The organism is Planktothrix sp. FACHB-1355, from assembly GCF_014748295.1.
GTDB classification, from domain to species: domain Bacteria; phylum Cyanobacteriota; class Cyanobacteriia; order Cyanobacteriales; family Aerosakkonemataceae; genus Aerosakkonema; species Aerosakkonema funiforme_A.
The window spans coordinates 1-9,456 of record NZ_JACJUP010000132.1; the positions used below are offsets into that span (position 1 = coordinate 1).

Here is a 9,456-nt window from a genome sequence, read left to right on the forward strand (position 1 = left end):
TTTTATAGTGGGGTTATTGCAAACAGCCATACTTTTCCTTCAATAAAGCTTCTTTTTGCCCTCAATCCGCCGTTTGGCGAATTGTTTCCCACACAGCCGTGACTCTAAACTGAAAGCGGGCGAAAGATCTACATTCAGCCTGGTTTGCGCCAAAGAACCTCTATGACTCCATTCATCGAGATTCTCTCCAGTTACGTTCCCGCACACACCCTGCGTCGCGCCTCAACCAATCCTACACCCCTTACCGCGCCAGTGCAGGAACGCTTTCAGGCGGCAGTTTTGTTTGCCGATATCTCCGGCTTTACTGCCCTAGCGGAAAAACGACGCCAAAGCAGTCCAGCTGGCGTGGAGGAACTGACAAAGCACCTCAACGCCTATTTTGGCCAGCTAATTGCCCTGATTACCTCTAGCGGCGGTGATGTCATCAAGTTTGCTGGCGATGCGCTGCTGGCCATCTGGCCGACCATCGACGAACCGCTAGATAGGGTGACTCATCGGGCTGCACAGTGTAGTTTAGCTATCTTCAGAGAACTCAAAGATTACGTTGCAGATGATATTCGGCTGACCCTGCATATTGGCATAGCGGCGGGGGAAATAATCGGTTTGCACGTCGGCGGAGTGAAAGGGCGTTGGGAATTTCTGATTGCGGGAGAGCCCCTTGTCCAGATGGCCAGCGCAGAAGCTCATGCCAAACAAGGGGAAGTCTGTATCTCTCCTGAAGGCTGGGCGCTTATCCAAGACAAGTTCGAGGGAACTATCCTGGAATCGGGCTATGTGCGATTGGAAGCTGTGCGAGAGCCACTGCTACCCCGTCGAACTGAAGTGCCGATCGTATTGCCGGAAATGGCAGCTGCACTGCGGGGGTATATTCCACTTGGGACTCTAGAGCGCCTAGATGCAGGACAAACTGAGTGGCTCGCCGAACTCCGCAACGTGACTGTCCTGTTCGTGCAAGCAAAAGGAATCGATTACACAGATGTTGAAGTCCTCGATCTCCTCCAGCAGGCAATGCAGGCGATGCAGAGATGCGTGTATCGCTACGGAGGTACAATCCGGCAGTTGATTGTGGACGACAAAGGCAGCGTCCTCATAGCCGCGTTCGGGCTACCGCCATTGGCCCACGAAGATAACGCCGTGCGAGCGGTGCAGGCCGCTCTCGCTATTCGCGACAACCTCTGGGAGCTTGGTTTGCCCAGCGCCATCGGCATCACCACTGGCTGGGTTTACTCCGGTAAGGTCGGCAGCGACGCACGCTGCGAATACGCGATGGTCGGGGATGTGGTGAACCTGGCGGCTCGGCTGATGGTGAAGGCATTCGATGAGGTGTGGTGCGATCGGGCTACGTATCAAGCCGCTCGCGGACGTCTGTATTTTGAGACCTGCCCACCCATTCAGGTGAAAGGCAAGGCAGACCCAGTGCCTGTTTATCGCCCACTCGATCGGACGCAACTGACCTGTGGTTCGCAAATGCCCGTCGTGGGGCGGTTAAAGGAACGGCAACTCTTGCTCTTTAAGGTTCGAGCTTTGCTAAAGGGTGCCAGTGCCGTCATAGTTCTGGAAGGCGAACCGGGCATTGGCAAATCGCAGTTGCTCAATAGTCTTTGCTCGAAAGCCCAAAGCTTGGGAGTAACGCTGTTGGTGGGTGCCGGTGACGGGATTGAAAAATCTACACCCTACTACGCTTGGCGTTCGGTCTTCAGCCAGTTGCTTTCTTTGGAGGGACTCACCGATTTGCAAGCAAGACGCGATCGCGCTATAGCCTTCTTTTCATCGCAAGAGCATCTTTTGCGCTTATCCCCGTTGCTGGACGCAGTAGTGCCCTTGGATTTGCCGGAAAATGAAATCACAGCCCAAATGAGCGGTAAAGTCCGGGCAGACAACACTTGCCAACTGTTAGTGCAACTGTTGCAAAAATCGGTCAAAGAGTCGCCCATACTTCTGATTCTTGATGATGCACAATGGTTGGACTCGATATCCTGGGCGTTAATACTTGCCGTTGTCCAACAAGTTCGGCCTCTGCTGTTGGTTATGGCGACCCGTCCCCTCACCGGAACTAAGCCTCACGAATACGATCGATTGCTTCAAATGCCCAATACCGAGTACCTGCGGTTGGAAGCTCTCCCAGATCGAGACATCCTGCCGCTCGTGTGCCAGCGGTTAGGAGTGACAGCTTTGCCGGAGCCAGCAGCCAAACTGATCGCACAGAAGGCTGAAGGCAATCCGTTTTTTAGCGAGGAACTGGCCTACGCCCTGCGCGATGCGGGGTCGATCGTCATTGTTGATGGCGAGTGTCAGCTAGCCACCGATGTAGAAAACTTTAACACTTTCACTTGGCCGGATACCGTCGCGGGCGTCATTACCAGTCGCATCGATCGGCTCACACCGTTACAGGCGCTGACGCTGAAAGTCGCCAGCGCGATCGGGCGTATATTTGCGTTTCGGATTCTGCGGGAAATTTACCCGATTGAAGCTGATAAAGAGCATCTGACTGACTACCTTTACACCCTGGAACGATTGGATATAACGCTACCGGAAACACCAGAACCGAATTTGGCTTACATTTTCAAACACATCATTACCCAGGAAGTAACTTATAACACGATGCTGTTTTCCCAGCGTCGGCAGTTACATTACGCTGTGGCTCAGTGGTACGAACAGAATTATGGTGATGATTTGTCTTTGTTCTATCCTGTGTTAGCCCATCACTACAGTCATGCAGTAGATATCGGTAACAACCGAACGAAAGAAGTATCGAAGGCGATCGATTATTTGGAGAAAGCCGGGGAGCAAGCTTTGGCTAACTACGCCAATCAGGAAGCGGTGCGCTTTTTCAAGGATGCGCTGGCGCTGCACGATCGTACTGAGTCTAGCAGTAGGAAGCCCCTATGCTCGTTTCGCTACTTTATGAGCAACGGCTCGGATGATGGGAGCGCTTCCTACTTGCGGCCAGCACGCTGGGAACGGCAGTTAGGGGAAGCTTATTTGGGATTGGGCCAGTTAGCGGAAAGTCGGCAACATCTGGAGCGATCGTTGGTTATTTTGGGCTACCCGATGCCTCGCCACGGTGCTTTCTTGGTGACTCACCTGCTGTGCCAATTCCTCCACCAAGCGACTCACCGTCTGGGATTCCTTCGTTTTCAGGCTTCCTATCCAAGGCTGCAAACTACTCTGTTAGAAACAGCAAGAGTCTTAAATCTGCTTGCAGAAGTTTACTACCACGCCAACGAGACCGTTGCATCGGTGTACGCAACTATGCACAACCTGAATGTGGCCGAACGTGCTGGGCCTTCGACCGAGTTAGCCTGCGCCTATGCCAATAGCTGTTTTGCCGCCACGGTGATGGCGCTGCACTCCTTGGCCCAGGAGTATAGCGATCGGGCGCGATCGATCGCCCAAAGCAACGAGCTGCCAATGGCAGATGAAGCAAGGGTGTTAATCATCATCAGCGTGTACAGTATCAGTGTCGGTCACTGGGATCGAGTCCGAGACGACCTGACTCGCGCTAGAGAGATTTGCGAGCGCCTTGGAGATCGGCATCACTGGGGATATTGTTTGACGATTATGGCAAAGGCTGCCTACTTTCAGGGCAATTTCAATCTTGGGATCGAACTGTGGACTGAAGTTTACGCAGCCGCTCGGCAACGAGGTGATATCTTACAGCAAGCTTGGGGACTTAACGGTCAAGCAGAAGGGCTATTGCGGCTGTTTGAGGTGGACAAAGCTGTGAGTTTGTTGGAAGAATCTTTAAAGTTGTTCGCTCAAACTGACGATCGCGTTTCGGTGCCAGCTACTTATGGGGTATTGGCGATGGCACGTCTGTTGCGAGGAGAAGAACAACTTGCTTTAGAAGCGGTTCTGGCAACCCAGGAACTCTTGGCCCAATTACCGCTGCCCAATTCATACTATTTTATTGAGGGATACGCTGGTGTCGCCCAAGTTTACCTGGCTTTGTGGGAGAATAATAGCACTCTTTGCGCTACCGACGAGCTAAAAGCACTCAAAGAGTCAGCCTGCCGAGCCTGCAAAGCCTTAAACAAGTTTGCGCGAGCCTTTCCCATCGGTCAACCCCGTTCCTGGCTTTGCCAAGGTCTGTACGATTGGTTGGCTGGCCACCACGCTCGCGCTCGCTCATCTTGGCACAAAAGTCTGGCTGTGGCCGAAAAGCTGGCGATGCCCTACGAGCAAGGATTGGCGCATTATGAGATAGGACGACACGCAACTGGCTTCGATCGACAAAAACACTTGAAAAGTGCATCTGAATTGTTTACTCGGCTGGGTGCTGCTTTCGATTTAGCTCGCGTTCGAGCTGCTTTGGCAAAGGATGAACTTTCGACCCATTAGCGATCGCTCTTGATTAAATTATATATCTGTGTCTTCTTCATACAACTCCTGTAACTTTTGTTGCTGAGTTTTTCGAGAAGTACGGCGATATTTTTTCGCTTCTAATCTGGGTTCGTATTTACTTTTGCCTTTACCTTTAGTTTTCAATTTTAAAACAGCATCTGGATCGGCTTGTCGATGTAATTCCTCTTGATAAAGAATTGCCTCTTCTAACAATTCCAAATAATAGTCGTATCTTTCCCAATCTCCCCGCACAGCACAGTTCGGTTCATCCCGATGCAGACAATCGCTAAACTGACAGCTTGCAACTTCTAAACGCTTTTGTATCTCTGGAAAATATAAAGCTAACTCCTCTGGGCTACAATCCAAATCTGGCTGGTTAAAACCAGGAGTATCCGCCAGAAACCCACCACCCGGTAACTCAAACAATTCTACATGGCGTGTCGTATGCCGTCCGCGACTGAGTTTTCCCGAAACTTCTCCCACGCGCACTTTGACATTGGGGATTAAATAGTTTATAATACTAGACTTACCTACTCCAGAAGGCCCAGCCAGAACGGTAATTCTATTATTTAACTGCTGATACAGTTCATCTAAGCCTGTATTGCTGAAAATGCTGATAAATAGCGGTTGATAGCCCCACTCGGCGAGGCAATCGCGCCATTCCTCGATCTCTTCCTCACTGACCAAATCGCTTTTATTCAGACACAAACAAACATCTAATTCTGTAGACTCTGCTTTGATCAGAAAACGAGTTAGTTGGTAAGGGTCTAGAGGCGGATCTGCCACAGCGAAAACAAGTACAATTTGATTGGCATTGGCGATCGGCGGACGGTCTAGTTCCGATTCGCGAGGTAAAACTTCTGCGATCGCACCTCTGCCCCCACCCCAGTCCGGTTCTTCGATCTCCACTCGATCTCCCACCATCACAGCCACCCCGATTTTTTTCAGACGTGTACGGCGGGTGCAGAGTAAAGTGGTAAGCGAAGCATCATTCTGTTGAGAAGTTGTGCTAGAAGTATCCAAGCGCACCCAATAGTAATTTGCCTGTACCGCCAAGACGGTTCCCACCAGTGGCAAAGTTGGTGATAAGGCATTTTGTTCTGCGATCGCCGAACTCATGCTCGATCTACAGGTCGTCGTACTAAAATGGCAAAGAAGCCGCTACGGTCTTCAATTTCTTCGATTTTATAACCTTCCATGAGCAGGCTGTGCGGAACCTGCTCGATCGGCTCGCCTGCATCTAGCCAAACTTCCAACAAAGAACCTGGAGACATTTGCTCCAGGCGGAGTTTGGTACGGACAAAATTGATAGGACAAGGAGTACCGCGCAGGTCTAACTGCGCGTCAGGTGTTGATAGGGCTGGGTTACTCATTTGTGGAAAATATTCCCAAAGAATCCTTCTATACCGCCTTTGCCAGTGCGATCGCCCCTAATTTTAGCCAATTTTTCCAAAAGTTCCCGTTCCTCTGGTGAGATGCGATTGGGAATTTCCACTTCGATCGTAATCAAGTGATCGCCCCGACTCACCGGATTACCCAGCTTGGGTACACCTCGATTTTCCAACTTCAGAACCGTATTCGGCTGCGTGCCGGGAGGAATCGCGAGTTCTTCTGGCCCATCGACCGTATTTACTTCGATGCGACTGCCTAAAATTGCCTGCAAGTAGCTGATCTGAATTTGAGACAGAATGTTGATTCCATCTCGCTGAAACTCCGCATCTTCATTGACAAACAAGTACACGTAGAGATCCCCAGGCGGACCGCCCCGCTGTCCGGCATCTCCTTCACTGGCTACTCTCAAGCGGGTGCCATCATCAACCCCGGCTGGAATAGTGATTTTCAGCTTCTTAGTGACTTGCTTTTGACCCCTGCCGTCACAAGATTCGCACTTATCTTCAATTACCTGTCCGGTACCGTTACAGCTAGGGCATACGGAAACTTGGGTAAAGCTGCCAAAGGGAGTTCGAGTCACCCGGCGAACTTGACCGGAACCGCTACAGGTTGAGCAAGTTCGCGGTCGAGTTCCCGGTTTCGCTCCCGACCCGCTACATACTTCACAAGTTTCCAGATGGCTGATGCGGATTTCCTTTTCCCCACCAAAGACTGCTTCGCGGAATTCCAGCTTCAAATCCAAACGCAGGTCGTCTCCACGGGTCGGCCCACCAGGCCGTCGCCCAGTCCGAGTACTCCCCATTCCGCCAGCAAAGCCTGAGAAGAAACTTTCAAAAATATCGGCAAAGCCACTCATATCGCCCATATCTTGGAAGCCTGCTCCAGCCGCTGCTCCACTCACGCCTGCTTCGCCAAAGCGATCGTAGCGTGTACGCATTTCCGGCTCTGAAAGCACTTCGTAGGCACGATTGATTTCTTTAAAGCGCTCTTCAGCCCCTGGTTCTTTATTGACGTCAGGGTGGTACTTCCGAGCTAGGCGACGGTAAGCTCGCTTGATTTCTTCTTTATCGGCGTTGCGAGTAACTCCGAGAATTTCATAGTAATCGGCCATAGAGAGCGCTTTGCAGAGGAATTTAAAATTTACAGAGATATTGCAGCAAAATTATTCAACGGCTTCGTAATCGGCACTGACCGTGTTTTCTTCGTCAAAATTAAAGTCGAAATCTTCGTCTCCTTCAGAGGTAGTTTGTTGCTCCTCCTTCGACAGTGGCATTGAGTCTGCAAAAGGTTGGTCGGCATACTCATCTTGATTTTGGCTAGCATTGCCGTATACCTCAGCACCGAGCCTAAACAGCATTTGTTGGAAGCTATCGATCTCGTGCTTCATTTCCTCTAGCGTAATCGAGGGATCTGCAACTGCGGCTCGCAGTTCAGCCGCCTTTTGTCGGCCTGCGGCTTTTAGTTCCTCGCTGATAAATTGACTGTTTTCCTTGAGCGTCGTGTCATAACTGTAGAACAAGCTATCTGCCTGATTTTTAAGTTCGACGACTTGCTTGCGCTTCCGGTCTTCTTCAGCGTATACTTCTGCTTCCTGGCGCATCCTTTCCACTTCGCCAGCACTCAAACCACCGGTGTTGGTAATGCGGATGCTTTGTTCTCGACCCGTGCCTTTATCTTGAGCGGCAACTTTGAGAATACCGTTGACATCTATCTCAAAACTTACCTCGATTTGCGGCACGCCGCGAGGTGCTGGCGGAATCCCAGCCAGCAGGAATTTTCCCAGACTCTTGTTGTCGCGAGCCATTGCCCGTTCGCCTTGGAGGACGTGGATTTCCACTGATGTTTGTCCGTCTGTTGCTGTGGAGAATACCTGAGACTTGCTCGTCGGGATGGTTGTATTGCGTTCGATAATTTTTGTAAACACCTCTCCCAGGGTTTCGATCCCCAGAGACAACGGCGTCACATCCAACAGCAGCAAGTCTTTGACTTCGCCACCCAAGACACCACCTTGAATTGCAGCCCCCAATGCCACAGCTTCGTCTGGATTTACGGAGCGATCTGGGGCTTTACCACCAAAGAACTGGCGCAGACCCTCTTGAACTGCCGGTATCCTGGTAGAACCTCCCACTAGGATAATCCGATCGATATCATCCGGTGTCATATCGCAGTCTCGCAGAGCCTGCTTCATCGGTTCGATCGTACTTTCTACCAAATGACTTACCAGTTCTTCAAATTTTGCCCTAGTGAGCGTCATTTCCAGATGCTTTGGTCCCGTCTCGTCTGCCGTGATAAATGGCAGATTGATCGAGGTATTGAGCATACTGGATAATTCTATTTTGGCTTTTTCTGCCGCTTCCCGCAGGCGCTGGAGAGCCATTTTATCGGTTGATAAATCAATGCCCTCCTTTTGCTTGAAGTTGTCTATCATCCAGCGCACCAGACAATTGTCAAAGTCATCCCCACCCAAGTGGTTGTTGCCGGAGGTAGCTCTGACTTCAAACACGCCGTCGCCCAACTGCAAGATGGAAACGTCGAAAGTGCCGCCGCCCAGGTCAAACACGAGTACGCGCTGCTCTTCGTCTTGTTTGTCCAAGCCGTAGGAAAGCGCTGCTGCGGTCGGTTCGTTGATAATTCTCAGCACTTCCAATCCCGCGATCGTACCTGCATCTTTAGTTGCCTGCCTTTGGGCATCTGTAAAGTAGGCAGGCACTGTAATCACCGCTCGCTCGACGGGTTCTCCCAAGAAGTTTTCCGCATCCTGCTTGAGTTTTTGCAGGATCATGGCTGAGATTTCTTGAGGGGTATAAGCTTTTCCTCGCACTTTTACATCGACGGTATCGTCTTTGCCTTTGACACAGTTGTACGGCACCTGCGAGCGCTCCATTGCCGTGTCATCCCAACGACGGCCTATAAAGCGTTTGATGCTGTAAATTGTGTTTTCAGCATTCATTACCGCTTGCCGCTTTGCGAGTTGACCGACCAAGCGTTCCTCCCCTTTTCCAAATCCCACTATGCTGGGCGTGGTTCGCCCTCCTTCTGAGTTGGGTATCACTACAGGTTGACCGCCTTCTAGAAAGGCGACACAACTATTAGTGGTTCCCAGGTCGATGCCAATGACTTTTCCCATAGATCGCGGCAGTGTGGTGGATGCTTTTGTTGCGGGTTGTTGTTTGCTTTGATTTCGATGCCAGATTTGAGATTCAATCTAAAATCTAGAATCTCAAATCTAAAATCGCCACTTCCCATCAACTTTCCGATGACTGAGCCTGACTTTCCTCTGAGGTTACCACGGGCTCAGGAGCAGCAGCAACTTTTACCATAGCGTGACGCAGCACTTTTTCTCCCAGGTAATACCCCGGCATCAATTCCTCGATTACGGTTCCTTCAGGATATTCATCAGTTTGTTCCCGCATTACCGCATCGTGGAGATTGGGGTCAAATTCTTTCCCCTTCGGACGCATAGGAGACACTCCCAGGCGTTTCAGACTGCCTACCAATTGTTTGTATACACTCTGATAGCTCTCGTGAATGCTCTTCTCCTGCTCTGTTTGGGTTTTTATCTGCGATCGCGCCCTTTCAAAATTATCGACCACTGGTAGTAACTCATTAATTGTGGCGCATTTTACCTGTAGTTCCAACTCTTCCTTTTCTTTGTGCGTGCGCTTGCGGAAGTTTTCAAAATCTGCCGCAATTCGCACGTATTGGTTTGTCCGCTCTTCT

6 protein-coding genes are annotated in these 9,456 nt (G+C 50.7%); 1 reads left to right on the forward strand and 5 read right to left on the reverse strand.

The genetic code is table 11. The features are described from left to right. Positions 1-162: 162 nt before the first annotated feature. On the forward strand, positions 163-4,341 hold the full coding sequence (locus H6S82_RS08630; protein ID WP_190465611.1) for an adenylate/guanylate cyclase domain-containing protein: 4,179 nt from the start codon (positions 163-165) through the stop codon (positions 4,339-4,341). 18 nt (positions 4,342-4,359) lie between these two features. Here H6S82_RS08630 and rsgA read toward each other — a convergent pair whose 3' ends face one another. The 5 genes from rsgA to grpE all read right to left on the reverse strand — a co-directional run. Next, positions 4,360-5,463 (reverse strand): small ribosomal subunit biogenesis GTPase RsgA, encoded by a 1,104-nt coding sequence (gene rsgA / locus H6S82_RS08635; protein ID WP_190465609.1) that lies wholly within the window; start codon positions 5,461-5,463, stop codon positions 4,360-4,362. Further along, positions 5,460-5,717 (reverse strand): sulfurtransferase TusA family protein, encoded by a 258-nt coding sequence (locus H6S82_RS08640; RefSeq protein WP_190465607.1) that lies wholly within the window; start codon positions 5,715-5,717, stop codon positions 5,460-5,462. Before H6S82_RS08640 ends, rsgA begins: the two co-directional genes overlap by 4 nt. Then, the gene (gene dnaJ / locus H6S82_RS08645) at positions 5,714-6,847 is read right to left on the reverse strand and encodes a molecular chaperone DnaJ (protein ID WP_190465605.1); all 1,134 of its coding nucleotides are present in this window, start codon (positions 6,845-6,847) and stop codon (positions 5,714-5,716) included. Before dnaJ ends, H6S82_RS08640 begins: the two co-directional genes overlap by 4 nt. Before the next feature lie 51 nt (positions 6,848-6,898). Then, complete coding sequence (dnaK, locus tag H6S82_RS08650) at positions 6,899-8,863, reverse strand: molecular chaperone DnaK (protein ID WP_190465603.1); 1,965 nt, start codon at positions 8,861-8,863, stop codon at positions 6,899-6,901. A gap of 118 nt (positions 8,864-8,981) precedes the next feature. Beyond that, a partial coding sequence (grpE, locus tag H6S82_RS08655) for a nucleotide exchange factor GrpE (protein ID WP_191056152.1) occupies positions 8,982-9,456 on the reverse strand: 475 nt, incomplete at its 5' end.